The sequence below is a fragment of the Pseudaestuariivita rosea genome, from assembly GCF_017592335.1.
In the GTDB taxonomy this organism is placed as follows: domain Bacteria; phylum Pseudomonadota; class Alphaproteobacteria; order Rhodobacterales; family Rhodobacteraceae; genus Parasulfitobacter; species Parasulfitobacter rosea.
Map to the genome: position 1 here is coordinate 88,822 of NZ_JACNMP010000004.1, position 23,663 is coordinate 112,484.

General features: G+C 53.2%; 27 protein-coding genes. 8 read left to right on the forward strand and 19 right to left on the reverse strand.

The features are described 5' to 3' along the window. Window positions 1–34 precede the first annotated feature (34 nt). Genes H7848_RS04570 through H7848_RS04585 form a run of 4 tightly spaced genes read right to left on the reverse strand, consistent with a single transcriptional unit; the run spans window position 35 to window position 4,267 of the window. Window positions 35–1,243: a beta-ketoacyl-[acyl-carrier-protein] synthase family protein gene (locus tag H7848_RS04570; protein WP_208348433.1), complete on the reverse strand. Its 1,209-nt coding sequence runs from the start codon at window positions 1,241–1,243 to the stop codon at window positions 35–37. Window positions 1,244–1,253: 10 nt separating this feature from the next. Beyond that, the gene (locus tag H7848_RS04575; protein ID WP_208348435.1) at window positions 1,254–1,511 is read right to left on the reverse strand and encodes an acyl carrier protein; all 258 of its coding nucleotides are present in this window, start codon (window positions 1,509–1,511) and stop codon (window positions 1,254–1,256) included. Window positions 1,512–1,542: 31 nt separating this feature from the next. After that, window positions 1,543–2,634 (reverse strand): UDP-3-O-(3-hydroxymyristoyl)glucosamine N-acyltransferase, encoded by a 1,092-nt coding sequence (lpxD, locus tag H7848_RS04580; protein WP_208348438.1) that lies wholly within the window; start codon window positions 2,632–2,634, stop codon window positions 1,543–1,545. A 28-nt stretch (window positions 2,635–2,662) separates the two neighbouring features. Continuing rightward, on the reverse strand, window positions 2,663–4,267 hold the full coding sequence (locus tag H7848_RS04585; RefSeq protein WP_208348440.1) for a L,D-transpeptidase family protein: 1,605 nt from the start codon (window positions 4,265–4,267) through the stop codon (window positions 2,663–2,665). Window positions 4,268–4,582: 315 nt separating this feature from the next. Here H7848_RS04585 and mepK point away from each other — a divergent pair, with 315 nt between their 5' ends. Further along, window positions 4,583–5,152, forward strand: a complete 570-nt coding sequence (mepK, locus tag H7848_RS04590) for a peptidoglycan L,D-endopeptidase MepK (protein ID WP_208348441.1) — start codon at window positions 4,583–4,585, stop codon at window positions 5,150–5,152. Window positions 5,153–5,178: 26 nt separating this feature from the next. Here the strand turns inward: mepK and H7848_RS04595 are convergent, their stop codons facing one another. After that, the gene (locus H7848_RS04595) at window positions 5,179–6,564 is read right to left on the reverse strand and encodes a Glu/Leu/Phe/Val family dehydrogenase (RefSeq protein ID WP_237072591.1); all 1,386 of its coding nucleotides are present in this window, start codon (window positions 6,562–6,564) and stop codon (window positions 5,179–5,181) included. A gap of 621 nt (window positions 6,565–7,185) precedes the next feature. Between H7848_RS04595 and H7848_RS04600 the strand changes: the two genes are divergently transcribed. The 3 genes from H7848_RS04600 to H7848_RS04610 are packed head-to-tail and all read left to right on the forward strand — an operon-like array spanning window position 7,186 to window position 10,411. Further along, window positions 7,186–9,303 carry a pilus assembly protein gene (locus H7848_RS04600; RefSeq protein WP_208348443.1) on the forward strand — a complete coding sequence of 706 codons (2,118 nt, stop codon included), beginning with the start codon at window positions 7,186–7,188 and terminating at the stop codon, window positions 9,301–9,303. Continuing rightward, window positions 9,300–9,857, forward strand: a complete 558-nt coding sequence (locus tag H7848_RS04605) for a TadE/TadG family type IV pilus assembly protein (protein ID WP_208348444.1) — start codon at window positions 9,300–9,302, stop codon at window positions 9,855–9,857. The genes H7848_RS04600 and H7848_RS04605 overlap by 4 nt, the downstream gene beginning before the upstream one ends. Beyond that, on the forward strand, window positions 9,854–10,411 hold the full coding sequence (locus H7848_RS04610; protein WP_208348445.1) for a TadE/TadG family type IV pilus assembly protein: 558 nt from the start codon (window positions 9,854–9,856) through the stop codon (window positions 10,409–10,411). The genes H7848_RS04605 and H7848_RS04610 overlap by 4 nt, the downstream gene beginning before the upstream one ends. Here H7848_RS04610 and H7848_RS04615 read toward each other — a convergent pair. Together H7848_RS04615 and H7848_RS04620 are read right to left on the reverse strand one after the other, a co-directional pair. Next, a complete protein-coding gene (locus H7848_RS04615; protein WP_208348447.1) occupies window positions 10,408–10,881 on the reverse strand; it encodes a hypothetical protein in 474 nt (157 codons plus the stop codon). The genes H7848_RS04610 and H7848_RS04615 overlap by 4 nt on opposite strands. 30 nt (window positions 10,882–10,911) lie before the next feature. Beyond that, window positions 10,912–11,190: a DUF3572 domain-containing protein gene (locus tag H7848_RS04620; RefSeq protein WP_237072584.1), complete on the reverse strand. Its 279-nt coding sequence runs from the start codon at window positions 11,188–11,190 to the stop codon at window positions 10,912–10,914. 90 nt (window positions 11,191–11,280) lie between these two features. On the opposite strand from H7848_RS04620, the gene H7848_RS04625 reads away from it, so the two are divergent. Beyond that, window positions 11,281–12,666, forward strand: a complete 1,386-nt coding sequence (locus H7848_RS04625) for a diguanylate cyclase (protein ID WP_208348452.1) — start codon at window positions 11,281–11,283, stop codon at window positions 12,664–12,666. Between the two features lie 45 nt (window positions 12,667–12,711). Here H7848_RS04625 and H7848_RS04630 read toward each other — a convergent pair whose 3' ends face one another. The 4 genes from H7848_RS04630 to H7848_RS04645 all read right to left on the reverse strand — a co-directional run bounded on the left by H7848_RS04630 (window position 12,712) and on the right by H7848_RS04645 (window position 14,548). Then, on the reverse strand, window positions 12,712–13,167 hold the full coding sequence (locus tag H7848_RS04630) for a periplasmic heavy metal sensor (RefSeq protein ID WP_208348455.1): 456 nt from the start codon (window positions 13,165–13,167) through the stop codon (window positions 12,712–12,714). Continuing rightward, entirely contained in the window at window positions 13,167–13,514 is a 348-nt protein-coding gene (locus tag H7848_RS04635; protein WP_208348457.1) for a hypothetical protein, read from the reverse strand. Before H7848_RS04635 ends, H7848_RS04630 begins: the two co-directional genes overlap by 1 nt. Next, on the reverse strand, window positions 13,504–14,088 hold the full coding sequence (locus H7848_RS04640) for a sigma-70 family RNA polymerase sigma factor (protein WP_208348458.1): 585 nt from the start codon (window positions 14,086–14,088) through the stop codon (window positions 13,504–13,506). Before H7848_RS04640 ends, H7848_RS04635 begins: the two co-directional genes overlap by 11 nt. Before the next feature lie 61 nt (window positions 14,089–14,149). Further along, complete coding sequence (locus H7848_RS04645; RefSeq protein ID WP_208348459.1) at window positions 14,150–14,548, reverse strand: EF-hand domain-containing protein; 399 nt, start codon at window positions 14,546–14,548, stop codon at window positions 14,150–14,152. A gap of 148 nt (window positions 14,549–14,696) precedes the next feature. Between H7848_RS04645 and H7848_RS04650 the strand changes: the two genes are divergently transcribed. Both H7848_RS04650 and H7848_RS04655 read left to right on the forward strand, forming a co-directional pair. Further along, a complete protein-coding gene (locus H7848_RS04650) occupies window positions 14,697–15,089 on the forward strand; it encodes a DUF983 domain-containing protein (protein WP_208348460.1) in 393 nt (130 codons plus the stop codon). After that, on the forward strand, window positions 15,079–15,747 hold the full coding sequence (locus tag H7848_RS04655; protein WP_208348461.1) for an NUDIX hydrolase: 669 nt from the start codon (window positions 15,079–15,081) through the stop codon (window positions 15,745–15,747). Before H7848_RS04650 ends, H7848_RS04655 begins: the two co-directional genes overlap by 11 nt. On the opposite strand, the gene H7848_RS04660 is transcribed toward H7848_RS04655, so the two are convergent. After that, window positions 15,744–16,643, reverse strand: a complete 900-nt coding sequence (locus H7848_RS04660) for a fatty acid desaturase (RefSeq protein WP_208348462.1) — start codon at window positions 16,641–16,643, stop codon at window positions 15,744–15,746. The genes H7848_RS04655 and H7848_RS04660 overlap by 4 nt on opposite strands. A gap of 107 nt (window positions 16,644–16,750) precedes the next feature. Between H7848_RS04660 and H7848_RS04665 the strand changes: the two genes are divergently transcribed. Next, complete coding sequence (locus H7848_RS04665) at window positions 16,751–17,611, forward strand: helix-turn-helix domain-containing protein (protein WP_208348464.1); 861 nt, start codon at window positions 16,751–16,753, stop codon at window positions 17,609–17,611. Here H7848_RS04665 and H7848_RS04670 read toward each other — a convergent pair. The 7 genes from H7848_RS04670 to H7848_RS04700 form a co-directional block, all read right to left on the reverse strand. Then, on the reverse strand, window positions 17,582–18,127 hold the full coding sequence (locus H7848_RS04670; protein ID WP_208348466.1) for a lipocalin family protein: 546 nt from the start codon (window positions 18,125–18,127) through the stop codon (window positions 17,582–17,584). The genes H7848_RS04665 and H7848_RS04670 overlap by 30 nt on opposite strands. Before the next feature lie 87 nt (window positions 18,128–18,214). Next, on the reverse strand, window positions 18,215–19,435 hold the full coding sequence (locus tag H7848_RS04675; protein WP_208348469.1) for a cysteine desulfurase: 1,221 nt from the start codon (window positions 19,433–19,435) through the stop codon (window positions 18,215–18,217). Continuing rightward, window positions 19,428–20,027, reverse strand: coding sequence for a Yip1 family protein (locus H7848_RS04680; protein ID WP_208348470.1), 600 nt, complete (start codon window positions 20,025–20,027; stop codon window positions 19,428–19,430). The genes H7848_RS04675 and H7848_RS04680 overlap by 8 nt, the downstream gene beginning before the upstream one ends. A gap of 9 nt (window positions 20,028–20,036) precedes the next feature. After that, complete coding sequence (locus tag H7848_RS04685; protein WP_208348472.1) at window positions 20,037–20,537, reverse strand: YIP1 family protein; 501 nt, start codon at window positions 20,535–20,537, stop codon at window positions 20,037–20,039. A gap of 1 nt (window position 20,538) precedes the next feature. Beyond that, window positions 20,539–21,825, reverse strand: a complete 1,287-nt coding sequence (sufD, locus tag H7848_RS04690; protein WP_208348637.1) for a Fe-S cluster assembly protein SufD — start codon at window positions 21,823–21,825, stop codon at window positions 20,539–20,541. Further along, window positions 21,825–22,580 (reverse strand): Fe-S cluster assembly ATPase SufC, encoded by a 756-nt coding sequence (gene sufC, locus H7848_RS04695; RefSeq protein WP_208348474.1) that lies wholly within the window; start codon window positions 22,578–22,580, stop codon window positions 21,825–21,827. The genes sufD and sufC overlap by 1 nt, the downstream gene beginning before the upstream one ends. A gap of 83 nt (window positions 22,581–22,663) precedes the next feature. Then, complete coding sequence (locus H7848_RS04700) at window positions 22,664–23,200, reverse strand: hypothetical protein (RefSeq protein ID WP_208348476.1); 537 nt, start codon at window positions 23,198–23,200, stop codon at window positions 22,664–22,666. Between the last annotated feature and the right edge of the window lie 463 nt (window positions 23,201–23,663).

Below are 23,663 nucleotides of genomic sequence, written 5' to 3' on the forward strand. Positions count from 1 at the left end.
GATCTTTGCCGGTGTAGCATCGGTTCGGCCCCTGTCAAACCCGACGCAGGGCCAGAACGGCGTTCAGGCCGCCGAAAGCAAAGGCGTTGGACAGCGCCACATCAACCTTTGCCTCGCGCGCTTGGTTGGGCACGACGTCCAGCGCGCATTCGGGATCGGGTTCTTCGTAGCCGATGGTCGGCGCAATCACACCGTCCCTCAGCGCCATGATGCAGGCCAGCAGTTCAACCGCGCCCGTGCCGCCGATCAGGTGGCCGTGCATGGATTTGGTTGACGAAATCATAAGCCGGTCAGCGTGGCGGCCAAAAACATCTGCCACGGCAGCGCATTCGGTTTTGTCATTGGCAGCAGTACCAGTGCCATGGGCGTTAATATAACCGACTTCCTCGGGTGCGATCTGGCCATCGGCCAAGGCCCCGCTGATCGCCCGTGCGGCCCCCTTTTTCGAGGGCATAACAATGTCTGAGGCATCGGAGGTCATGGCAAATCCGACGACCTCGGCCAGAATGTCGGCACCACGGGCCTTGGCGTGATCATAGCTTTCAAAAACGAACACCGCAGCGCCTTCGCCCTGAACCATGCCGTTGCGATTGGCGGAAAACGGGCGGCAGGCGTCTTTGGACATTACGCGCAGACCTTCCCAGGCTTTGACGCCACCAAAGCACAGCATGGACTCGGTCCCGCCGGTGATCATGGCCTTGGCTATACCGGACCGGATCATATGAAAGGCCTGCCCCATGGCGTGGTTTGACGACGAACAGGCCGTGGCAACCGTAAAACTGGGACCTTTCAGGTTGTATTCCATCGACACGTGGCTGGCGGCGGCATTGTTCATCAGCTTGGGGATCACAAAGGGATGCACGCGGTTTTTGCCGTCTTCATAGACGGTGCGATAGTTTTCATCCCAGGTGTTGACGCCCCCACCCGCGGTGCCAAGGACGACACCGGACGTGTTCGACAGTTCACCGTTGAAATGGATGCCTGACTGCGCGATCGCCTCGCCCGCAGCCAGCAGGGTGAACTGGGTGAAACGATCATAAAGGGCGATCTGTTGGCGGTTGAAATGCGCCGTTTCATCAAAGTCACGAACCTGCCCGCCGATCTTTACGCCCAGACGATCCACATCACGAATATCCAGCGCGCCGATGCCGCAGCGCCCTTCGCGCATCGCCTCGAACGTCTGCGACACTGAATGGCCAAGCGCGTTGATCGTTCCGGCCCCGGTGATGACAACCCTGGTCATGCGGATCGTGTCACGACTGTTCCGCGATCAGGCCTTGGACCGCATCGATGATCGAGGCCACACTTGAAATGTCAAAATCGCTTTCGGCAGGGTCATTGGCGTTGAACGGCACCTGAATGTCGAACTCTTCCTCAATCGCGAAGATGCTTTCGACCAGGCCAAGACTGTCTATGCCCAGATCTTCCAACGTGCTGTCCATCTTGACGTCTTCGACATCCAGCACGGCCTGCTCGGCGATGATTTTGATGACCTTGTCCTTGACACTCATCATGGGCCCCCGTTTTTTTGTTGCCAAAGATTTAGTCACTCTGATCACGGTTTGAAATAGCTTTCTTCAGCTCTGCGACGTCACGGAAAAGTCGGGGCAGACGGCGCAGGCCTTTGTAGGCCTCAACATGGCTTTCCATCTTCATCGCGGGGTATCCCAACAGCACACGACCTGCAGGTGCGTTGGTGAAAATCTTGGTCGCGCCGCCTGCGATGACGTCGTCGCCCACAAAGATATTATCATTCACGCCGCATTGGCCGGCCATGACGACCCGGTTGCCAATGACCGAGGACCCGGCCATACCGACCTGACCGCAGATCAGGCAGTCTTCGCCGATCTGGACGTTGTGCCCGATGTGAACAAGGTTATCCAGTTTGGTGCCATTGCCGATCTTGGTCGAACGAATGGTGCCGCGGTCAATAGCCGTATTTGCGCCGATTTCGACATCGTCGCCGATGTCCACACCGCCCAGGGAATGGATGCGCGTCCAGCTTTGCGCCTGGGCGTCGCCCTGATCGCCCAAGGTTTCGCGCACGTTTTCGACGCCTGATTTTTCGGGCGTGACAAAGGAAAACCCGTCTGATCCGATGGCCGCACCCGGCTGCGCAATGAAACGGTCACCGATCTGCACGCGCGCCCCGATCTTGACCCCGGCATGCAGAAGGGCGCCGGGGCCGATCGTAGTATTTTCAGCGATTGAGACATGCGATGCGATACGTGCGTTTGGGCCGATGGTCACACGGCGCCCGATCACGACGAACGGGCCGATGGCAGCACCTTCGCCGATCAGGGCTGAGGGATCGATAACGGCGGTTGGGTGGATACCGGGGGCGATGTCGGGGCCGTCGTCCAGCATTTGCGTCAGGCCTGACATGGCGTATCGGGGGCGCGGCACGAATATCGCGGCCTTAAGTCCCAATTCCTGCCAATCAGCCCCGGCCCAAAGGATCGCAGCCTGTGCCGCACCCTGTGCCAGACCCTCACCGTACTTGGGGTCCATCGCAAGCGCCAGCTGATCGGGCGCCGCCATGGCGGGTTCGGCAGCCCCTTCGATCATAATGTCAACAGCACCAAAAGCCTTCGCCCCCAAAGCCGTTGCAATCTGCTTGACGGTATAACCCATATGACCCCCGATCTTATCGGAGGATTAGTTACCCCCGAACTGCGCGCAACACCACCCCTTGCCGTGCCAGCGCGTTCCAGATTTTTGCATCACGTCCGTAGACGTCACGCCGGAACTGGGTGCGCCCTTTGGCCTGAGTGAAGGCGGTGCGGTATATTATGTGCACAGGCACCGGATCTTTCAGATCGACATAGACCTCACGGCCCGTGGCCAGTTTTGACTTAAAAAAGTCCTCGGGGTCGCGGGTCTGTTTTGACAGCAGTTCATAGGCAAAGTCGAACGGGTCCGCCAACCGGATGCAGCCGTGGCTATAGGCCCGGACTTCGCGATTGAACAGGCTTTTGGCCGGCGTGTCATGCAAATAGATGTTATAGCGATTGGGGAACATGAACTTGACCAGTCCAAGGGCATTGCCCTGACTTGGCGGTTCGCGCAGGCTATAGGGGAAGCTGTCCTGACTGTAGGATGCAAAATCAACAGTTGAACGGTTGATTTTACGGCCACTGCGGTCTGTGATTTCCAGATGGCGGACGGCATAGGGGTCCTGACGCAAAAGCGGCAGGTATTCCTTAACAGCGATCGACCGGGGCACATACCAGCTGGGATTGATCACCATGAATTCCATCACGTCGGAAAATTCAGGACTGCGCTGGTCATGGACATTTTTACCAATGACTGAGCGGGTTGAGAAGGTGACCTTGTCGTTATCCATAATCTTGGCGCTGAAATCGGTCAGGTTTACCAAGATATGGCGCTGGCCGCGGTCCATGTTGGTCCAGCGTTCCCGCTCCATCGCGACAATGATCGATTTCAGACGTGTTTCAGCCGATTTGTTGATTTCCGCCATCGTGCCACGGCCCGCGACACCATCGGGGCGTAACCCGTGGTCATGCTGAAACAGGGCCACCGCTTTGCGGATCGTATCGTCATAGGTCTGGGTCGAGGACCGGCGCAAGTACCCCATGGCCCGCAAACGATCGCGCAGCGCGACGACCTGAGCACCCGATTGTCCCAGTTTAAGTTCTGACGCACGCACCTCCGGCCCCCACCCGCCGCGTGCGACCAACTTTTCAAATTCCAGTTTTTCCTTCATCAGACGATTATATTCGGCGGTCTGCGGCGGCAGGGCGCGGATAAAACGGTTGGCTGATGTTTTTGAAAACACCTGTAAAAGGTCAGTACGACTGCGATACGGGATTTTTCGGACAATATCACCGTCGACGCGGGATGGTGTCACAACACCGGTCTGAATGTCGCGGGCGTAGTCAAGGAATAGTTTGCTCAGCTGCACCTCAACCTTGGCACGTTCACGAATGGTATTGGCCGCCCGCAAATTTGACCGAATTGTGTCAATTGGATAGGCCTTTTCGGGCAATCCATGGTCATCGGCGGCTTGCAGCGCCTTCAGAAACGCCTGCCTACGCTGGCGATCCTTGCTGCCGGACCCGACCCAGATCGGTTCATATCCACGGGATTTATAGAAGGCTGCGATATCGCGATCACTGGCAGCGGCTTCAGCCAGAGCCTGCTTGAATTTCAGGTTGCTTGCACTGGACGGTACAGCAGACAAAATCATGAAAAGCAAGGTGATAAAGGAAAGAATTAAGGAAGGTCGGGTCAGCGTTAATTGCATCTCTGGCCTCTGATTTTTTGACTTCTAATACGATTTTAATTCTGTTGTGTTTTACTTGTCGGCAAGAGTCCACTCACATTTAAGAACCTTTATAAATAAGGGCTACGCGATGCACATCGACAACGAAATTGACGTTAAGGCAATAAAATAAAGGTTTATTTAGCAAATTTTTGCCAGTTTTTGTGACTAATTTCACATACGAGGCAAACAAGACTTGGTTGCTGATTCGACTTATGGCATACGATTGTATGTGGGGATGATTGGGCAGGACTGCGCAGAATGCGCAGGCTATAAGAATGGGACGGGCGACGGGACATGACACTTTCCAGTTCTTCGGGCTTTACAAGGCGCGGCCTATTGGCTGCGTTTGCAGCAACAGCAGTCGTGGCAGCACCGACATATAGCTCAGCCGCAGGATTTCTGCGGGGTGCCGGTGATATCAGACGTCTGAAGATGTATTCGGGTCGGACTGGCGAAAGCATCGACATGATCTACTGGATTGATGGCAAATACGTGAAAGAAGCGCTGAAAGAGGTCAGCCACTTCATGCGCGATTGGCGCCAGGACAGGGCAATTGGCATCGATACCCGGACTATTGATATTATGACGGCTGCGCATAATCTGATGCAGGCCGATGAACCCTATATGCTTTTGTCCGGCTACCGCACCCCCCAGACAAACGCTATGCTGCGATCGCGTTCGGGCGGTGTGGCCAAGCAATCGCTTCATATGAAAGGTCAGGCTGCGGACTTGCGTCTGAATTCGCGCAGTGTGACACAAATCGCAAAAGCCGCCGCGGCATGTGCCGCAGGTGGTGTTGGACGCTATTCGAAATCAAACTTTGTTCATATGGATTGCGGCCCTGTCCGCACCTGGGGACGCTGATAAACGCCCCCACTGCCCGTCAGATATCATAGCCCCTTGGCCCGATAGCTGGCCGCAACACGTTCAATCGCAACCAGATAAGCCGCCGTTCGAAGATCATCGACATCGTCACGGCCATGCCAGACCTCTCGCATCGCCTGATAGGCTATGCGCATCGTGTCATCCAGACCGGACCGGACCAGTTCAAGCTCGTCCGCGCCACGCAGATATTTTTCCTTGAACCCGGGGCTAAGCTGCCAGCCCAGACCACGGTCAGACGACAGCCGTTCCAGTTCATCAATCAGCAGCTGGTGGCGCGTTTCTTCCTGGCGACGCTGCATCCGACCGAAACGGATATGACTAAGGTTCTTGACCCACTCAAAATAACTGACGGTCACGCCACCTGCATTGGCATACATATCAGGAATGATAATCGTACCCTTTTTGCGCAGCACATCGTCGGCACCCGCTGTGATCGGGCCGTTCGCGGCCTCAATGATCAAAGGGGCTTTGATCCGATCCGCATTTTGCAGGTTGATCACACCTTCCAGCGCGGCAGGAATAAGAATATCGCATTCTTGTTCAAGAACCACCGCGCCCTCAGCCGTGTGGCCCGCGTCAGGGTAGCCTGTCACGCCGCCATGTTTGACCAGCCAGTCATGTACGGCATTCACATCCAGGCCGCTTTCATCGTAAAGCGCGCCATCACGTTCGATGATGCCCACGATAACCGCCCCGTCTTCTTCTTGCAGAAACTTGGCAGCATGATAACCAACGTTGCCAAGCCCCTGAACGATGACACGCTTGCCATCCAATGATCCGGACAAACCCGCCTTTTCAACGTCGCGGGGGTCACGGAAAAATTCGCGCAGAGCGTATTGAACGCCGCGGCCTGTTGCCTCGACCCGCCCGGCAATACCGCCTGAATTCAGGGGTTTGCCGGTCACACAGGCCCGTGCATTGATGTCGGTCGTGTTCATGCGGGCGTATTGATCAACGATCCAGGCCATTTCACGCTCGCCCGTGCCCATATCGGGTGCCGGCACGTTCTGGGACGGATTAATCAGGTCGCGCTTGATCAGTTCATAAGCAAAGCGGCGGGTGATGCGTTCCAGCTCGTGCTCGTCATACTCACGCGGATCGATGCGCAACCCACCTTTCGACCCGCCAAAGGGCGTTTCAACCAAAGCGCACTTATAGGTCATCAGCGCAGCCAGCGCCTCGACCTCGTCCTGGTTCACACCCATCGCATAGCGAATTCCGCCCTTGACCGGTTCCATGTGTTCGGAATGAACCGAACGATATCCGGTAAACGTATGAATCTGCCCGCGCAGCCGCACACCGAACCGCACGGTATATGTAGCATTGCAAACGCGGATCTTTTCCTCAAGCCCCGGCGGCAAATCCATCAGGGCCACCGCCCGATTGAACATCAGATCGACACTTTCGCGAAAGCTGGGTTCGGCCTGCTGGATACCTTGCTGAACAGTCACCTGATCCTCCCGTCTTTGTATCTTTAGCGTCCACTCAGCGATACGGTTCTGCGTTTTTATTACTGTAAAACAGTCGCATTCCGATTCGGATTCCCTGGATGAATGTAACGTCAGTTGTGACAGAACACCCATACGGTGCCCGAAGCAAGCAGCGCTTTTCTGCCAATGAACCTTTTTGCGACACCGATTACCCTTTATTTTGCGAATTATTTGAAAAAGCGCCCATTGACTGTCGCCAAACCGGAAACCCATGCCCCATTTTTGCCACAAGTTGACAGTTTATTAACTCAAGACGGATTGCGCGTTATCCGTCGCATGTACTAGGTTTCTTTTGGGGAGATACCGAGTTGTTAAAGGTTTGTGATTTCATGGGCGCGACGGCCAAGGAACAATATATCGATATGCTGTCACATATCGATAGTTTTTTTATGCCGACAGGTACTTCGCCAAATCTGAAAACCTGCTTCGACACCATACCCCAACAGAAAACTGAACTGATTTGAATGTCATTGGCAGGTCTGCTTGCCAACTCGTTGCTGATTATGCCTGGAGGCGGAACGAATGGAACTGAAACCCGATCGTGTTGAAACCGACGCAACACAGAACGTGAAGTCGTTTTGGAGAAACGAAGACGGCAACATGCTTATCTTCACGCTTTTCATCTTCTTCATCATGCTTTTCACGGCAGGTATGGCAGTGGATGTAATGCGGCACGAGTCTATTCGGGTTGGGCTTCAGAATACGTCTGACTCCGCGGTTCTAGCCGCAGCAAAACTGACAAGTAATGCAACACCTGAGGAGGTTGTAAAAAGCTATTTCAAAGTTTCGGGCTATGGCGATATCGTTGGGGATGACGACATCACGGTTACATCCGGCGAAGAAGATGAATTCGGCAACCAAACAAGACGTAGTGTTGAGGTTGCTGTCGAATTGGTCGTACCCACTGCGTTTATGACCCTTTTGGATGTCAATAAAATGCTGGCACCAGCCGCAAGTAAGGCAGAAGAAGTGATTGACTGGAACCGCGAAATTGTTCTGGTCTTGGATATCTCAGGATCGATGAGTGACTCGATAAGTGATAGTGAGAGTAAAATAGAAGTGCTAAAGGATTCAGCATCTACTTTTGTCGATGACATACTCTTGCAAGAAACCGACCCACCAAAATATAAAGTTACACGTGATCAAATTGAGAGCGGGCAAGCGCGCTTTTCTACAATTTCACTTGTTCCTTACAACGCGTCTGTGAACGTTGGGGCGGCATTGCTAAGTCACTATAATATTGATCCTAAAACAGAGCATCCGTTTTCCCATTGTGTCTATATAGACGATGCTGATTTCACAAAAAACGGTATTCAGTCCAAAACAGCTGAGACCCCAGATATCTTGAAACAACAGGCCCATTTCAACCGCCGTAATAACAGTTCTCGGGCGATTAATATTGGTGAGTGTCATTTTGGGGGACGTAATCAGATTATTCCCCACAGCATAGATGCAGACCTGCTAAAAGCCGCCATCGCTGCATATAAACCTAGCGGAAACACGGCGACTGACCTTGGCGCAAAATGGGGTGCCGCCTTGCTGGATCCCTCATTCCGGCCCGTAGTGCAAGGCCTGCGGGATAATTTTAGCCAGGAACCTGAGCAGATTGATAACGAGGATACCTTCCGTGCAGGACCGCAACTAAGCTACCGTTATACGGGAAGTGTTATCCTTGGTAATAAAACGCCTCAGGCTATCGACGAGGTGATAGGTGATAATTTACCCGCCAACTATCTAACCGGTAATTTGCACACAGCTTCGGAAGAGGCGAAAAAGATCCTTGTGATCATGAGTGACGGTAAAAATACTGCACAACGGGATTTGCGAACAGATTACCAAAGCCCAATGGTGCCTAACGGCTTTAAGGGTCAGCCGTCGCCAGTCATCTTCAATCCCGCGCCAGAACAGGGTGCCCGCTATAGCGTCGTTGTAGATGGTGACTTTGACCTTGAAAAATTTCAACTGTTTTTACGCGTAGCTATTGATGCCAGAGACAAACCTGCATCAGAGCTAAGTCCATATGAACAAAATGTGCTGGCCGCACTTAATGATGATGACATCGATGTTGACGTTTCAGACTTGCCCAAAATGACTGATGGTCAATTTGCTGGCGCAATCCAGGCATGGCTAGATCATAAAACGGATGATGCTTACGAGGATACACCTGAGTTTTATCATCGATGGAGCGATGGAACTCATCAAAAGTATGGTCCTGCAATAGATCAAGAAGAGGAAGACGAAGCTGTTTTTGAGATGGAGCAACTGAGTTGGCAAGAGCTGTTTGCGCAGTATCCTGTTGAAGATGGTAATCGTACCGTAGCGCGGTTTTTCTTTGAACGTCCACGCAATAATAGACGCATATCTGCAGATGACTATAACGCAGTTCGTAATCCTTACTACACATCAGTGTCCGCGGGCGAGGCCAACGAACGTCTTAAAGACATCTGTGACGCCGCAAAAGACGACAAAGTTGAAATTTATACCATTGCTTTTGCAGTGCCTGACGCAATAGCCAGGGGAGTTCTGCAGTATTGTGCAACTCGAGAAGACTTTTACTTCCCTGCAAACGATAACAAAGAACTGCGTGATGCATTTAGCGCTATTAGCGAAAGCATTAAACAACTGAGGCTGACCCAATGATTGCGATGATAACTAAGCTTAAAAGGCATCTCAGACAGTTTGGGAAAGATGAACAGGGCACTGCAACACTTGAGTTCGTGCTTGCGTTCCCGCTTATCATGACGATCTTCTTGGCCTCATATGAAGCAAGCTTTACCATGTTGAAAGGCGTGTTTCTTGAAAGATCCACTGATATCGCGGTCAGGCAGTTGCGGTTGGGAAATCCAAATCTGACAAATGCGGAAGACTTGGAAGGCTTTATCTGCAGCCAATTGTCTATTGTCGCTGACTGCGATGAATCAATTGAGGTCGCTTTGCAATCCGTTGACACAGCAACCTGGAGTCCAAGGCCAACCAATATACCATGTCGGCAACGTAATGAAGAAATTGTACCGCTATTACAGCCAACTTTTGACTCTGGCGCAAGCAATGAGCTTATGTTTGTTCGAGTTTGCGTAAAGATCAAACCCTTTTTTGGGAATGCGACAGCTTTTGGTTTGGGTGAAATCAGGCCGGCTGGAGCGGACTTCAATATCATCGCAACGACTGCATTTGTGAATGAGCCACGGACATGAGTATGAAGAAAACAATACGGAGTTTCTGGAAAGACACCTCGGGTGCAATCACGATTGAGGCAGTATTGGCTGTACCTTTGTTGATATGGACCTACTTGGCTATGATCGTTTTTTGGGACGCGTACAAAAACGAATTGGTTATATCAAAAGCGACATACACTGCTGCTGATGTCATTTCCCGGCATCAAAGTGACTTCGATCAGGCCTATCTGGATGGCTTAAACGATGTCTTTGCCTGGCTGAGCTATACTGGTGAACCGACTGGCCTTAGAGTGACATGGGTGAAGCAGGAAGTAGTTGATGCAGCTGGAAATACTGAACGTGTATTTATCAGATCCGAAGCATCAGGCACACTCACGGGTTATTCAGGAATAGAGGATGTAGAACCGTTATTACCATCAATGGGAACAGGAGAGCGGTTAGCTATTGTTGAAACCGAGATGAAATTTACTCCGATTGCAAACTTTGCGTTGCCCGAAATGGACTTACTTAATCGTTCCATCGTTCCAATGCGCTTTGTCGCTCAGGTTTGCTGGGAAGGTGAGTGCGGTTAATCCCGCACATCTTTCTTCGCATCTATCAACTCCGCCATCAGTTTTGTCTGGTGGCGGTGTGTTATTCCCCCTACCCCGATTTTACGACCGGTTGACCACCATAGACCAGGGGCCCATTTTCTGGGGATCGGCTGTTTAAGATGCAAAATAAAGCCACCTGTCGGCTTGAACGCAAACATTCCCTTTTCTACACGCGCAATATTGCTGAGTGCGGTCAGTCTATGCCCACGAGTATCTTTCAGTTCGGTTTCTGTCAGTTCGATATCAACCGCCGTTTCATGATACATTTTCCATGCCATCCACAGCGCGCACAACCCCACCACGGCTAAGAAACCGCTTGCCCACAGGTTTCGCGATGGTGCGTTTATTGCGATAAGTACAAGTATAAAGGCCAGTACCACAAAACAGCCAACGCCAAACCAGCGGCGTGCCTTGGATGGTTCGACGCATGCCAGAACTTCTTCACTCATTTCTTCCCCGTCTTTCACAACTGCCGCTGATCACGTCCAATGCATTTGCTCGCCACCTGGCAACGCGGACCGCACGCGGATTATGTCTTCGTATGGCAACTGTTCCGCATCGCAGAACTCGGTCACCCATCGGTCATCCATCATAAGAAAATCAAGGACCGAGGCCAGAAATTCGGGCTCGGTCGCGCGCTGACGCATATCACTTTCGGATACACCGGTGGCGCCCATAAATACAGGCATCAGTTCATCGTTTCCGACCAACCAGCTGAGTGCCTTCAATGCGACCGTTTCGGCATAATCCCGCCGCATCCCTGTCATCCTTTATGCGCCACGCAATGCTTTATTAACCTTTGTACGTAAAAACATAAAGTAACTGATTATAAGCACAAAAGGTGATCAATGCCCGGTCGCATCCTGATAGTAGACGATGTTGCAACAAACCGCATCGTAATGCAGGTCAAGCTGGAAGCTGCGCGCTATCAGGTCCTGGTGGCGTCGTCTGGTGAGGATGCCATTTCAGCGGCCCAAAACGAAAGGCCGGATCTGGTTCTGGTCGACACCAAGTTGCCGGACATGACAGGGCGTATGCTGTGCAAAGCTCTGAAAGAAAATACAAAAACAGCGCAGATCCCAATCATCGTTATCACATCTGATGACGATGTAAGGGAAAAAATGGGCGCATTAGAGGCGGGCGCAGAAGAATTCTTATGCAAACCTATCGATGATATGACCCTATTGGCACGGGTTCGCAGCCTGTTGCGCGCCCGTGACGCAGCCGAAGAACTTCGGCTGCGCGATGGAACCAGCCGCGCACTTGGATTTGCTGAAGATGAGACGGGATTCATCGCACCAGCGAAGGTCGCTCTGATCGCCGCTGATGACACCACCGCCAAGGCTTGGCAGAATGGCTTAAAAGACAAACTTCGCGACAAAGTCGAAATACTGGATAAAGATCGGGCATTGGATCAAGACAGCCCGCAAAAGGCCCCTGATGTTTTTGTAATCTCGGCACATCTTTCGACACCGCAGGAAGGATTGCGGCTGTTAACGGATCTTCGAAGCCGGGCCGCCACCCGACATTCATCAATACTGATCGTACTGCCATCTGATGCCGGATATCTAAGCGCGATTGCGCTGGACCTGGGCGCGAATGATCTGATCAATGACGACTTCGAGTCGATGGAACTGGCGCTGCGCTTACGGACACAGATCAAACACAAGCGACACTCTGATCGTCTTCGCGCTAAAGTCCGTGATGGGTTGCAGGCGGCAGTCACTGATCCATTGACGGGGCTTTACAATCGTCGGTACGCCATGCCGCATCTGACCCGCATAGCCGAACGTGCGCAAAGCAGTGAAAAGCCTTTTGCGGTGATGCTGCTGGATCTTGACTACTTCAAAAGCATCAATGACCGATATGGGCATGCCGCAGGTGATGATGTTCTGATTGATGTGGCCAAGTGTCTTCAGGAAAACCTGCGTGCAGTTGACCTGATTGCACGCATCGGCGGGGAAGAGTTTCTGATTGCGATGCCGGACACCTCGCTTCAGGCGGCCAAGGGTGCAGCAAAACGGCTGTGTCGTGTTATCCATGAAATGCCAATCCGTGTTACAGGTTACACTGAACCTCTTCACGTCAGCGTCAGCATCGGCGTTGCGATGGGCGGCCAAGGCGGGCAGCCCGAGAAAACCGTTCAGGACACACTTCAGAATGCGGACAAGGCCCTTTATGAGGCGAAGTCAGACGGTCGAAATCAGGTCACCGTTAGCCAAAGTGCAGCTTAACAGCAGCTAGGTTTGATCTACAATCCTGCAAACTGCATCCGTCCGTCAGTTAGCCCGACGACGTTGATTGACGATATCCTGCAAACGATTGGCAAAGGTCTGACGTTCATCGAACGTCATTTGCTGAAGCCGTTCCAGCAACAATTCCCGCGCCACGAACTGTCTTTCAGTCGCAAAAGCATGCTGGTCCATTAGCAATGATCGCACGGCTTCAGCATCAAATGTTTCATCCCGAAGCAAGCTGAACATCTGCGCAAACTGACGACGACGTTCAATGATCATGCTGTCACGATCCTGAAATAATTGCCGCCCAATGGCCCTGCGATCCGCAGGTTCAAGCGCACGTGCATAGGCCATGAACATATCAGGCTGAAAGTTCCGTCTCTGTGGCACACCCGATATAATTGCTCCAATAACGGCGCCAATAATCAAAACATTCAGTGCAACCGAGCCGATGAAAGCAAATCGGATCCAGCGCGATGGTTTCGTCTGTTCAGCCATCAGACCTCTTCCCAAAACATGTTTAGTCCAGACGAAAATCCATAGGAGATTTCATAGTCAGCGTTTTCGAACCCCGACAATACGGTCCACCCAAACAAATCAGGTGACATGAAACCAATGTAAAATCCGGCAATAGCCGCCGCAGTAAGCCCCGCCGCAATGGACAATCCTTGTTTTTGTATCAGACTGCGACGCAACCATTGAAGCGGCCGGCGGTGACCTGGCTGTACGGCCATAGCGTCTTGCATGATCCGCGCCACCAGATCTTGGGACGGTTGGGGCGCATGCTGCCGCGCCGCACGAAACATATCCTCAAGATCGTCTTTCTGACCAGGTTTATCGGACATATCCCAAGACCTCTTTCTTGTCTGATAGCAGTTCTGCCAACCTGCGTTTTCCGCGCGACGTCAGGCTTTCGACGGCATCGACACTGATATCCATGATGTCGGCGATCTGCGGGTTTGCCAGCCCATCCAAGTGCCGCAAAATGACAGCCTGACGTTGCCTGCCGGGCAATTCAAGCAACGCCTGATGCAGGGCCTGCGATTGGTGCCGACTTTGCAGGCGATCCTCGGCCAGTGGTTGGTCATCTTCGATTTCAGGCATCTGATCTATCGTGTCATGTTTTTTCTTGCGCATATGATCAATGCATAAATTCGAAGTCACCCGATACAACCATGTTGAGACCTTCGCCTCGTCCTGTCGCCACTTCGGGGCATGTTTCCAAAGTCGAAGCATCGCATCTTGCACGATGTCGTCGACGTCGGACGATCGGCCCAGCATGCGATAAGCATATGCGTATATGACCGGTGTCAGACGCATCGTCAGCAACCGCGCAGCCGCTGTATCGCCGGATATATATCGCACCAGCAAGGCTTCATCACTCTCATCACTCATCATGCCATCAGGCGTCGGATCCATCATACATCAAGAAATCACATTGGCCGTGACAAGAAAACCTGTCGCTGCCAGACGCTGACCCCTATCTGTTCTGACGGTCACGAAAACGGTCCTGTGCGGCCTGATACTCAGCCTTGGACAAGGTGCCATCACCGTCCTGATCAATACGGCGAAACATACGACCGTTCCCGCGATTGGGCATCTCAGCCAGGCTAAGCTGACCATCATTATCGCGATCAAATCGGTCCAATAGTCGGGACGAACGCTGCGCTGACATTGCCTGCAGTTCGCTTTCAGACAATACACCGTTGCCATCCTGATCTGCGGCTTCAAAGCGTCGTTCGTGCTGCGCCTGCAGTTCGGCTTGGGTCAGTTGGCCGTCGCCGTTTGTGTCAAGAATTTCGAAAGAGACACCCTGCCCTGATGCATTGACCACGGCACCGACGATGATGAAACCCGCTGTAAAAAAGATCCTAGTCATTTTTGTCATTCCGATTGTTGCGAATATATATCAAACGGGCGTCCGCGATATTTCCGTCGCAAAACCTGGAAAAATTTTGCGACATTCGCGCGCGGTGCAACAATGCGGCTTGCCAAACATACCGAACGGGATCATTTGACTGGATAGTATGACCAATACAGCAACATCAGATCGACCACTGCGGCCCGCAATGTGGAATGGCTGGCGCAAGCGTTGCCCGAACTGCGGCAAAGGCGCTTTGCTAAATGGTTATCTGAAGGTCAGTGACCAATGTACGCAGTGTGGGCAGGATCTGCACCATCACCGCGCGGATGATGGGCCTGCCTATCTGACGATCTTGATTGTCGGGCACTTGATGGCGCCGCTTTTACATATTGTCTTCGTAGCGTTCAGACCGCATCCGCTGGTTCTGGCTGGTGTGTTCTGTGTAGGATGTCTGGCGCTGTCGCTTTATCTGCTGCCGCGGCTAAAGGGCGTCATTGTTGCAATTCAATGGTCACGCCGCATGCATGGATTTGGCGGCCTGCACGATGGCGCATGACCGCATCCAGGATGCGGCCACAATTATCGTTGTCCGTGATCTTGAAGCAAATCCCAGAATTTTGATGGGCCAACGCGGTCAGTCGGCCGCGTTCATGCCGAATAAATTCGTATTTCCGGGCGGTGCTGTTGACGAAACTGATCAACAGGTGGTTTTGACCGATGATATACTACCCCCCTGTGCAGACCGTTTGCAGGATCAAAGCAATGTGTCGGCCAAAGCCCTGGCGGCCGCTGGCATCCGCGAACTTTGGGAAGAAAGCGGATTGATCCTGGGGCAGCCTGGTGTCTGGTCAGAGCCGCCCAAGGGATGGCGACGGTTTGCAGCCATGGGATACTTGCCATCCGCGGCACCCCTTCGATTTGTTTTTCGCGCGATTACGCCACCCGGCCGGCCGCGGCGGTTCGATGCCCGCTTTTTCCTTTTGGATGCGCGGCATCTGATGGGCGATCTGGATGACTTTTCGCGGGCCTGTGATGAGCTTTCGCATCTGCAATGGGTCCCCCTGCAGGCGGCGCGGGACTACGATCTGCCCTTTATAACCGAGGTCGTCCTGGCCGAAGTCTCGGCCCGCCTTCCCAATCTGGACCCGCCCGCAACGGTTCCATTTTTTAAGAATGACGACGAAGAAAGCCTTTTCCTGCGCCTAAGGGGTTAACGCCGCCAGATGGGGTGCGGAACCGTATCTTTGGCCTGCCAGAAATACCGCCGAAAGACCTCGGTATAAGACGCAAAGCGGTATCCTTCATTGCGCCGCAGATATTTCGCACTGTTGCTGCGATAAAGCGACGGCAGACGGTACCAGGGCACCTTGGGGTGCATATGATGAACGACATGCAGGTTGTTGTTCAAAAACAGAAAGGCCAGCGGACCGCGGTCCTCGATAATCACAGTACGACCGCGCGCTTTTTCATGGGCCTGATGTTCCAGAAACGTCCTGATCTTCAGGATAGACAGCCCTAGATAGACCGCAACGACATACCAGACCAAGGGCATCCCGGCCCATGTGATCCAAAGCAGCACAATCGTGACTGCAGGAATATGCCATAACCAACCGATCAAAACGGATCTGTCGCCACGCCGGATCGCCCGTAGATCACTTCGCATAAAGGCGATCTGCGATATGACTGGCCCCAAAAGCAGTCGCCCCAGCATGCAATTGTTGAAATTCAGCACGGCTTTCGCAGGGGCAGGCAGCTTTTCCCAGACACCGGCATCCAGATAGTTGCTTTCGGGGTCGTCATAGGGGTCGGTCAGAATGCTGTCCTGATGGTGGGCCATATGTGTGTCGCGAAAGCGCTGATAGGGGATAACCAAAGTCAGCGCCGGAAAGACCAACAGTTCGTTCAGTTTCCGGTTTTCGAAAGGGTGACCGTGGATTATTTCATGCTGAAGCGATGCAAATTGGACGATAGCGATGCTGGCCAGAATAACCGCCAGAACCGGTGACCAGGTGTAAATAATCGTCGTGGCCAGCGCCCAAAGCAGATATGTAGAAAATAGAAGCACTAGCGTGGGCCATTCAAACCCGCGCAGTTTTTCATGTAATGGCATGTATTCCCCAAACTTTTCTTGTTTTGCCATAATGTAACACTTGCCAACGATGTTCAGAATTCTGAATATACGCAGCATATAGTCAATAATGGTGATAATAGTCACATATGCAGGATAAATTAGACAAGCGTAATCGTGCAAAGCTATTCCGGGATCGTTTGGCCGATGCCATGACGGACAAACAGATGAACCAAAGCCAGCTGGCGCGGGCCATAGGCGTTGATAGGTCGACGATCAGCCAATTGCTGAACGATGATGGAACACGCCTACCGAATGCTCAGGTGGTCGGGGAATGCGCCAGTGCACTGGGTATTTCAACCGACTGGTTGTTGGGTTTGACAGAACGGCCGGAACGGGCGGCTGACCTGTTGGCGGCATCGATGACCATGACGCGCGCGCCCCGCGCCCTGGTCGATGAACAAATCTTTGCTTGGCATAAAGAGGCCGCAGGCTACAAAATTCGCCACGTGCCCGCAGGGCTGCCGGATATGCTGAAAACCCGAGAGACCTTGCAGTGGGAATATCAGCCGTCACTAGGGCGAACGACCGATCAGGCCATCGGCGCGTCGGAAGATCGTCTGAGTTGGATGCGAAGCCTGCGGTCAGACTATGAAATTGCCCTGCCGCAACACGAACTTGAGGTTTTTGCAACGGCCGAAGGCTATTATACGGGTCTTCCTGCTGATATTCGACTGGCGCAGATTGATTGGCTGATCGACCTGCATGATCAGCTTTACCCATCACTGCGCATCTTTTTATATAATGCACGCAAGCTTTATTCGGCCCCCATCACGATCTTTGGGCCACTGCTGTCGGTCATTTATCTGGGCCGCAACTATCTGGCCTTTCGCGACACCGAACGCGTACAGGCCTTTACGCGGCATTTCGATGGTCTGGTTCGAGAGGCCGAGGTATCTTCCAGACATCTGCCGGAATTTCTATCGGCCCTGCGCGATCAGATCAGGTGAGTGCGGCACGCGGATCAATTGGCTGGTGTCATAGCCATTGAAATCAAGCACCTCAAGCGCCGCACGCAGACGGTCCTGCGGAATATCAGGGGTACGGTTCAAAATCCAACCGGCGCGTCCGTTCGGCGTTCCCACGACGGCGGTTCTATAGTCGGCGTCGACCCATAGCACCCAGTAAGGCGCGCCAAAGGGCACACCATTCAGCCGCACATCCAAACGGCCCGGTCCGACGACGCGTGCGCGTCCTTCGATCGACCGGATAGGACCATCCAGCGCGCCATCGCGGCAGGTGTTTTTGACGGACAGACTGCCATCGGATTGCAGCGTGTATTCCGCTGTCGTGCCAACGCACCCACGCTGAAAAACGACGGGAAAGCGCGCGACCTCATACCAAAGGCCAGCGTATCGTTCGGCCTGAAACCGGGTGGTCGACGAAATCGGCACACTGTCATTGCGGTAACTGGGCGCAACGGCTGCGCATCCCGACACGACCAATAGTAAAACCAACCACCGCATGTATGCCCCCTGCTTTTATAGCATTCATGGCATTATGCCGGGGTCGGCACAACACGGGTCTTTCAGATACAGCGGGAAAGCGACCGGTCAGGCAAAAAGCTCGTGGCAGAATTCAAGCGCTTCCACCAAAACATCCACCTCGTGTGTGGTGTTATAAAGGCCAAATGACGCGCGGCACGTGGCCGAAACGCCCATGTGATCCATCAGTGGCTGAGCGCAGTGGTGACCCGCGCGCACGGCAACACCCTTTTTGTCCAGAACGGTCGAGATATCATGCGCGTGGGCCGCACCATCCAGTGTAAACGAAAATATTGCGGCCTTATCGGGCGTTTGCCCCTGAACCGTCAGCCAGTTCAAACCATCCAGTTTTGAGCGGGCGTAATCGCGCAGGCGGTCCTCGTGATCTGCAATGTTCTGCATGCCAAGGGTCATCATGTATTCCAGCGCCGCGCCCAGACCGATGGTTTGCACGATACCGGGCGTTCCTGCCTCAAACTTCATGGGTGGATCGTTATATGTCACGTGATCGCGATGCACTTCACGGATCATATCACCCCCGCCCATAAAGGGGCGCATTTCTTCCATCCGTTCACGCTTGATAAAAATCGCGCCTGATCCACTGGGACCATACAGCTTATGCCCTGTGATCGCATAGAAATCACAATCCAGATCGGTCAGATCAACCGGCATATGAACGGCGGCCTGCGATCCGTCGACCAGAACCGGCACGCCCTTTTCATGCGCCGCGGCTGTGATCGTTTTGATGTCGACCTTGGTGCCCAAAACATTCGATAAATGCGACAGCGCAATCAGTTTCGTTTTAGGGCCAATCGCATCAATCACCTTTTGCGGGTCCAGCGCACCGCTGACGTCAACATCAATCCACTTCAGCACAACACCCTGCCGTTCGCGCAGGAAATGCCAGGGGACGATGTTAGCGTGGTGTTCCATGACGCTTAGCACAATTTCATCACCGGCCTTCAGACGTGGCATGGCCCACCCGTAGGCGACGGTATTTATGCCTTCGGTCGTGCCGGAATTCAGTACAATCTCGTCCTCGGACGGGGCGTTGAGAAATCGTGCGACAGTGCCACGAACACTTTCGTATTTTTCGGTCGCCAGATTGGAAAGATAATGCAAGCCCCTGTGAACATTGGAATATTCATGGGAATAGGCGGTAGTAATCGCGTCAATCACAGCCTTGGGTTTTTGGGCCGAAGCGCCGTTGTCCAGATAAACCAGTGGCTTGCCATTCACCTGGCGCGACAAGATCGGGAAATCGGCGCGAATTTTTTCGATATCAAGCACTTTGTGGACCCTCATTGGGGACGATACCCAGAATTGACAATACAAACCCAAGGGTGAAGACCACACCCAGAAACGCCAGCACCAGCAACAACGCTGATTTACCTGGCGAATTAAACCGATAGATCACGTCCGTAAAGCTGACCAAAAGCCACAGGCAATAGCCCCCCATGATCAGGAAAAACAACGCCCCGATGGCCGGTATCATCATGATCAGCAGCACACTGGCGGACTGAACAATGATCCAGATGAACTGCCACCAGCAGATTAGCACCATGCAATCATCGAAACTGCCCTGGCTGCTGAACGCGCGACCGGCCAAATGAACAGCAAAGATCATCGACAGCAACGTCGCGGCACTTATTGCGACCAGCCCGCCGGGGGACGATGGCATCATGAACATCGGCTGCGGATTTTCCGGTGTCACCATCTGAAATACTGCGCTAAGCAGTCCGCTAAGAACAGCCACGATCGCCACAATCAGCCAATTGGCTTCGCGCGGAATACCTAGCGCTAAAATTTTCTCGGCCCCCTCTTTGGGGTTAGCGAAGGACAGCTGAAACAGCGCAATTATGGATTGTGCGGTCAAGGTCATACTGGGTACTTAGTCCGCTTTCACCGGGGCCTCAAGCTCTGCCACGCGCAGGCCCGAGATCCAGAATATACCAAAGGCCAGCAGCCAAAGTGCGCCGACGACGGATAACTGCGTGCCCGGCCCAATAAAACCCGCCACCAGACCGTGTAAGAAGAGCAAAGGTGTTGAGGCCAGAAGGCTCCAGAACAGAGCCAGGCGCGCCCTGTACCAAGTCCCGCGCCCGCCAAACAGTCCGGCGATCAGGTGCGTCAGCGCGGCCAGACCATAAAGCACCAGCGGCATGATAAAAATCCATCCCATCAAGGCGCCGGCCATCAATTGCGCGAATTCAGCTTCGGTGTTCAGATGCGCCTCACGCGCAAGTCGCGGCCATTGCGCGACAAAGACCAGCACGCAGGCGCCCATCAGAACGGCCAGGGCACGGTCTTCCCGCTGACCAGCCGACATAAGCTTGCGCATCACACGCGCCGGTCCTTTGTAGGTGGCGATGATATCCGAACTGACAGCCATACTAACGACGTCGGGCCAGCCAGCCTTCCAGACGCGTCAGGATATCAGCGGCGATATCTTCATCATCGATTTCCTCGATTGCCTCGGCCAGGAACGCCAGCACCAGAAGATCCTGCGCTGGCCCTTTGGGGACACCGCGCGAACGAAGATAGAAAAGCGCCTCTTCATCAATCGCACCAGAGGTTGAGCCATGCGAACAGGCCACATCATCTGCATAGATTTCAAGTTCGGGCTTTGCCAGGAATTGACTGTCTTCATCCAGCAGCAGCGATTGGCTGATCTGATAGCCATCGGTCTTTTGCGCACCGGGCTGTACCAGAATTTTTCCCTGAAATACCCCCACTGCGCCATTGCGCAGCACTTTCTTGAAAACCTGCCGGCTTTCGCAGTTGACCGCATCATGGGTAATGAAAACGGTATCGTCATGGTGAAAATCACCATCACCCATGGCCGCACCTGCGACATGGGCAACAGCATCATCACCCGTCAATTCCAGCACAGTTTCATTGCGGGTCAGCACACCGTTTGCCGTCAGCGTAAAGCTTTTGTAGACGCTTTCGGTCCCAAGACGCGCAAACATATGCGTGACTGCGCGGCGTTCATGATCGCGCCCCTGCGCCCGGATATGATGAAAGGCTGCACCATCGGCCACATCGATTTCCATGCATTTGTTAAACCGCGCCGCCGCAGGTCCGTTTTCCAGAATGGTTAGCTCAGCACCTTTGTCGAGCTTCACGCAGTGGTGCAGGATAGCGTCAGACTCTTCCGATTTATGATGATAAATCAGGCTGATAGGCTTTTCAGCCTTGGCCGTTGCATGGATCAGAATACCATCAGTCGCATAGGCCGTGTTCAGCGCGGCCATGGGCCGTTCGACCGGATGTTGACCCTTGGCTTCCAAAGTGCCGTAAAGATCCTTGGCCCAGTGGATATCCTTTTCGCCGGCCTCGGCCAGACGCGAGATTGTGACACCGGCCATGGTCAGGTCATCAGACGCAGCAGCATCGAAAACACCGTCCACAAAAACAATCTTCAGCCTGTCGATAGCATCATAAAGCGGTGTCTCGTCGCCCACATCAAAGGTGGCGGCGGGTGGTGCCGCGACCGTCGTCAACGTCGCAGGATCGGTGTATTTCCAATATTCATCGCGCCGCGTCGGCAGGCCCATCTTCTGAACACGCGCCAGCGCATCCGCCCGTGCAGCAGCTGACCAACCGGCACCGTCCGGCATCGCCATGGACGACAAAAGCGTGTCGGTCGTATCCTGTTTGATCTTGGGAAGCGCCATCATGCTACCTCAGCCAGAATGTCGGCATAGCCATTGTTTTCAACCTCAAGCGCCAGTTCGGGTCCGCCAGTTTTCACGATCTTGCCATCAGCCATGATGTGCACGACGTCAGGCTTGATGTGATCCAGCAGGCGCTGATAATGGGTGATCACCAGAAACGCGCGACCTGCATCGCGCAGTGCATTCACACCTTCGGCCACCAGCTTCATCGCATCTACATCCAGGCCCGAGTCTGTTTCATCCAGAATGCACATCTTGGGTTCCAGCATGGCCATCTGCAGTATTTCATTGCGCTTTTTCTCACCACCCGAAAAACCGACATTCACAGGGCGCTTCAGCATATCGGCGTCAATCTTAAGGCTTTTGGCCTTTTCACGGATCAGTTTCAGGAAATCTGCGGCGCTGATTTCTTCCTCACCACGGGCCTTACGTTGGGAATTTACCGCCGTACGCAGGAATGTCATGTTGCCGACACCGGGTATTTCGACGGGATATTGGAATGCAAGGAACAGACCGGCCGCGGCACGCTCTTCCGGCTCCATCTCAAGAATGTCTTCGCCTTCCAGTTCAGCGCTGCCGTCGGTTACCTCATAGCCATCGCGACCAGACAGGACGTACGATAGCGTCGATTTGCCCGAGCCATTCGGCCCCATGATCGCATGCACCTTGCCGGGTTCGACCTTCAGATCAACACCCTTCAGGATTTGCTTGTCTTCTTCTTCAAGTTTGACGTGCAGGTTTTTGATTTCTAGCATGATTTCCTCTTAGACAAACGACAACAAAGGCTTCCGCGCAAGCGCGGAGCCTTGTATTAGGTTAAGTGAATTTGTGGTGCGGCTTATTCGCCTTCCAGATCTTCGGTCAGCTGAGATACCAGTTCCTGATAGCCCTCGACGCTTTCCAAGCGCGTCATCAGTACGTCGCGCGCTGCAAGAAAGCCCGCGTCTGGTGTCAGAAACTCCGCACTGGTCGTAGTGATCGTCTGTTCGACCCACTCGGGGGCAAAGGCCATCTCGAACTGTTCGGGATAGGCGTGAACGCCCATGTGAAAGACACCGAATGCCAGAATGATACCGATCAGGTGATTGCGAATGACGCCTTTGCCCTCGATCTTCAACAGGGATCGGACGATCCAGCCGACGATGATCGTTCCAAGTGCAATCCAGCCCAGTTCTTCGGCTGTGGTAAAGTTCACAACAGGCCACTCTTCCAGATGCCATGCGCCCAGTACAAATAGGATATAAGCAAATAGACCGGTTGCGATGCCAGTCAGGAAATGCGGTTTCCGTGCCCCACGTGCCCCGGATGGAATAAGACCATCGGACCCCTCGATGCGGCTGACCCGACTGTTGAACGATGATTGACCAATTGACATACAACCCTCCACTTTCATTCCAGGTTACGTAGCAAATTGGGCAGTTCTTTGGCGAAAGATTGATAGGCTTAGCACTATTATGGCGAATTGCCGCTGGTTTTACGAGCCGAACGCAAATTTTGCCGGACCCATAAGAACTAAATTTACCGTTTTTGCTCTTATGACTAAATCCTTTCAAGTCTCTGAAAATAAACGTGAAAAGCGCCGGGTTTGGATATACAAAAACCCGATCATTGCGGTTATGCCAAATCTTTTGGCTAATACCGGCGCGGGGTCTTTCAGATTGAGTATCACGCGAAAAATAAACGCCACACCCCCTGCCAAAAGCGCCTTTATCATGACTGATTCCATACGAACCGGTGTCACGCAAAGGATCGATTTTCAACGCATGTCCTGTGTTCATTTTGATGAAGATCTCAGTTTCAAAGAAGCCTATGTGAAAGGGCGCCCCCTTTCACTGTAT

Excerpts from the sequence above, each read along its gene's own strand:
- H7848_RS04570 (WP_208348433.1), bottom strand. The coding sequence starts at position 1,243 with ATGACCAGGGTTGTCATCACCGGGGCCGGAACGATCAACGCGCTTGGC.
- H7848_RS04575 (WP_208348435.1), bottom strand. The coding sequence starts at position 1,511 with ATGAGTGTCAAGGACAAGGTCATCAAAATCATCGCCGAGCAGGCCGTG.
- lpxD (WP_208348438.1), bottom strand. The coding sequence starts at position 2,634 with ATGGGTTATACCGTCAAGCAGATTGCAACGGCTTTGGGGGCGAAGGCT.
- H7848_RS04585 (WP_208348440.1), bottom strand. The coding sequence starts at position 4,267 with ATGCAATTAACGCTGACCCGACCTTCCTTAATTCTTTCCTTTATCACC.
- mepK (WP_208348441.1), top strand. The coding sequence starts at position 4,583 with ATGACACTTTCCAGTTCTTCGGGCTTTACAAGGCGCGGCCTATTGGCT.
- H7848_RS04595 (WP_237072591.1), bottom strand. The coding sequence starts at position 6,564 with ATGTTCAATCGGGCGGTGGCCCTGATGGATTTGCCGCCGGGGCTTGAG.
- H7848_RS04600 (WP_208348443.1), top strand. The coding sequence starts at position 7,186 with ATGGAACTGAAACCCGATCGTGTTGAAACCGACGCAACACAGAACGTG.
- H7848_RS04605 (WP_208348444.1), top strand. The coding sequence starts at position 9,300 with ATGATTGCGATGATAACTAAGCTTAAAAGGCATCTCAGACAGTTTGGG.
- H7848_RS04610 (WP_208348445.1), top strand. The coding sequence starts at position 9,854 with ATGAGTATGAAGAAAACAATACGGAGTTTCTGGAAAGACACCTCGGGT.
- H7848_RS04615 (WP_208348447.1), bottom strand. The coding sequence starts at position 10,881 with ATGAGTGAAGAAGTTCTGGCATGCGTCGAACCATCCAAGGCACGCCGC.
- H7848_RS04620 (WP_237072584.1), bottom strand. The coding sequence starts at position 11,190 with ATGCGGCGGGATTATGCCGAAACGGTCGCATTGAAGGCACTCAGCTGG.
- H7848_RS04625 (WP_208348452.1), top strand. The coding sequence starts at position 11,281 with ATGCCCGGTCGCATCCTGATAGTAGACGATGTTGCAACAAACCGCATC.
- H7848_RS04630 (WP_208348455.1), bottom strand. The coding sequence starts at position 13,167 with ATGGCTGAACAGACGAAACCATCGCGCTGGATCCGATTTGCTTTCATC.
- H7848_RS04635 (WP_208348457.1), bottom strand. The coding sequence starts at position 13,514 with ATGTCCGATAAACCTGGTCAGAAAGACGATCTTGAGGATATGTTTCGT.
- H7848_RS04640 (WP_208348458.1), bottom strand. The coding sequence starts at position 14,088 with ATGGATCCGACGCCTGATGGCATGATGAGTGATGAGAGTGATGAAGCC.
- H7848_RS04645 (WP_208348459.1), bottom strand. The coding sequence starts at position 14,548 with ATGACTAGGATCTTTTTTACAGCGGGTTTCATCATCGTCGGTGCCGTG.
- H7848_RS04650 (WP_208348460.1), top strand. The coding sequence starts at position 14,697 with ATGACCAATACAGCAACATCAGATCGACCACTGCGGCCCGCAATGTGG.
- H7848_RS04655 (WP_208348461.1), top strand. The coding sequence starts at position 15,079 with ATGGCGCATGACCGCATCCAGGATGCGGCCACAATTATCGTTGTCCGT.
- H7848_RS04660 (WP_208348462.1), bottom strand. The coding sequence starts at position 16,643 with ATGCCATTACATGAAAAACTGCGCGGGTTTGAATGGCCCACGCTAGTG.
- H7848_RS04665 (WP_208348464.1), top strand. The coding sequence starts at position 16,751 with ATGCAGGATAAATTAGACAAGCGTAATCGTGCAAAGCTATTCCGGGAT.
- H7848_RS04670 (WP_208348466.1), bottom strand. The coding sequence starts at position 18,127 with ATGCGGTGGTTGGTTTTACTATTGGTCGTGTCGGGATGCGCAGCCGTT.
- H7848_RS04680 (WP_208348470.1), bottom strand. The coding sequence starts at position 20,027 with ATGACCTTGACCGCACAATCCATAATTGCGCTGTTTCAGCTGTCCTTC.
- H7848_RS04685 (WP_208348472.1), bottom strand. The coding sequence starts at position 20,537 with ATGGCTGTCAGTTCGGATATCATCGCCACCTACAAAGGACCGGCGCGT.
- sufD (WP_208348637.1), bottom strand. The coding sequence starts at position 21,825 with ATGGCGCTTCCCAAGATCAAACAGGATACGACCGACACGCTTTTGTCG.
- sufC (WP_208348474.1), bottom strand. The coding sequence starts at position 22,580 with ATGCTAGAAATCAAAAACCTGCACGTCAAACTTGAAGAAGAAGACAAG.
- H7848_RS04700 (WP_208348476.1), bottom strand. The coding sequence starts at position 23,200 with ATGTCAATTGGTCAATCATCGTTCAACAGTCGGGTCAGCCGCATCGAG.